At 59.5% G+C, this 1,965-nt stretch carries 2 protein-coding genes; both read left to right on the top strand.

All coding sequences use genetic code 11. The features are described from left to right. The first annotated feature begins 82 nt into the window (after positions 1-82). Positions 83-1,345 (top strand): B12-binding domain-containing radical SAM protein, encoded by a 1,263-nt coding sequence (locus GY937_20590; protein MCP5059110.1) that lies wholly within the window; start codon positions 83-85, stop codon positions 1,343-1,345. Beyond that, entirely contained in the window at positions 1,342-1,548 is a 207-nt protein-coding gene (locus tag GY937_20595) for a hypothetical protein (protein ID MCP5059111.1), read from the top strand. Before GY937_20590 ends, GY937_20595 begins: the two co-directional genes overlap by 4 nt. The last annotated feature ends 417 nt before the right edge of the window (positions 1,549-1,965 follow it).

Below are 1,965 nucleotides of genomic sequence, written 5' to 3' on the forward strand. Positions count from 1 at the left end.
GAGATGATCGGACTTCTTGGCATGCTTGGTCATGGTGGCGGTTCCTTCTTGGTGTAGTGACCCCCTCCGTAATACACGGAGGGTGAAGGAGCCGCCGCTCTCAAACTCTCAGAAAATCAACCGGTTCTGGGACATCCCCGAGGATCTCGCGAAAGACATGAAGGGCTACGCGGTAGTCCTGATGAATGTGCGGAGCTACCGCTACGTGATGGCTGCAGAAGCGGCGCGCATGTTCAAACGAATCAACCCAGAGGGTTTGGTGATCGTCGGAGGCATGCACACACTGGTGGCACGTGAGGAGATGGAGGCCACGCCGGAGTTCGACAAGATATGTGTTGGCCCGGGCGAGACGGTCATCACAGAGCTGGCCTCCAAACCGGAGAACTTCCCGCGCGTCATCGATGGAAAGGGCGCGGCTTCCATGCGCGACTGGCCCGTGATCGACCGGACGCTCTGGCCCAAGCCGAGGGGTTACTTCCTGGGCTTCAAGTACAACTGGCCCCTCGAAGCGGGGTCGGGCTGGGGCCCCCGACCGGTCGCATCGCTCCTCACCAGTCGCGTCTGTCCGTGGCAGTGCGCTTTCTGCAATGAGGCGTCCTACATCCCCAACATGGGGCGACGGTCTATCGACTCGGTTATCGATGAGCTCAATAGTCTCGACAAGCAGTACCACCTGGGCTCCTTCGTCATCCACGACTCCATGTTCTTCCAACAGAAGAAGTGGCTGGAGGACTGGGCCGAGCGCTTCCCTCGCGAGATCAATACCCGCAAGAGCCTGCCCTACTGGGCGGCGGCGCGCGCCGATACGGTGTGCGAGTGGCCGGAGCTCTTTGAGACCATCATCAAGGAGACCAACTGGAGTACCGTCTCCATCGGCTTCGAGTCCGGTAGCGATCCTGTGCTGAAAATCCTCAACAAGCAGGTGACCGAGGAAGAGAACCACTTCGTCATTGACCTGGTGAACCGAATCGGGGACGACCAGGAGAGGGCAGGTCAAAAGCCGGTCAGTTTCTGGGCCAATACAATGCTCGCCATTCCGGGCGAGACGCCTGAGGACGCCTTCAAGACCATACGAATGGTCAAGCGAATGAAACGCACAAGGGCCGCCGTGGCCTACTACGCGCCGTTTCCCGGCTCGTTGTTGGGCTATCAGCTGATCGCCGAGGGCAAGAACCTGATGACGGACGACTACGAGCGGAACCCATATGATCCCAAAGTGAAAGGCATAGACTACACATTCTACGACGGATTGATCCGCGGCGAGTACAACGACGAGATCGCGAAGGGCCTCACCCCTGAAGAGCGAGCGCGCAAGATCATGATGCCTCTGGGGTTTCTGATATGAGCAGCTTTCGGCATCCTCATTACGTCTACATCTTCTCCATGACCAACGGTAAGAAGAAGATGACCTACGGCAAGAGCCCCGAGGATGCCCTGGCGGTCCTCTTCCTGCGCCTTACAGCCGAGGAACAAGCCTTGGTGATTCAAGACGACTACATCAAGATCAACCAGCGCCGAATGCGAGACTACGCCGACCAGCTGGGCTAGCCCGCATAGCTCACCAGATCGACGGCGTACCGCTTGATCCGCGACATCGCGCCGCTTTCGCCATCCTTGCAAACAAACAGAGTGTTCGCCTCGACCGTCGAAGGCACCGTGAAGCCGCGGCCCTGCGCGGTCCGCCAACGATCCGGTGAGCTATGATGGCCAACCCCGTCTCTGTTGTAGGGTTCAATCCAACGTGCGGGCCCACGGGGCGCTCCCGGTTCCCGCACAATGCGGATATCCCATGCGATCCCCAAAACCATCTGGTCGGCGTCGCACGGTAAGCGGTCAGACATCGACGTTCTTCCCCGGCTCGCCGTCACGATGTAGACCCACCGCATGACAATCCAGAAGGAGGCGGCGTGCGGGTGCAAGCGAACGGCAAGGTGAGACGGTCGAGCGAAGAGTGGCGGGAGATCC

This window comes from bacterium, assembly GCA_024228115.1.
Classification (GTDB): Bacteria; Myxococcota_A; UBA9160; order UBA9160; family UBA6930.

Excerpts from the sequence above, each read along its gene's own strand:
- GY937_20595 (MCP5059111.1), top strand. The coding sequence starts at position 1,342 with ATGAGCAGCTTTCGGCATCCTCATTACGTCTACATCTTCTCCATGACC.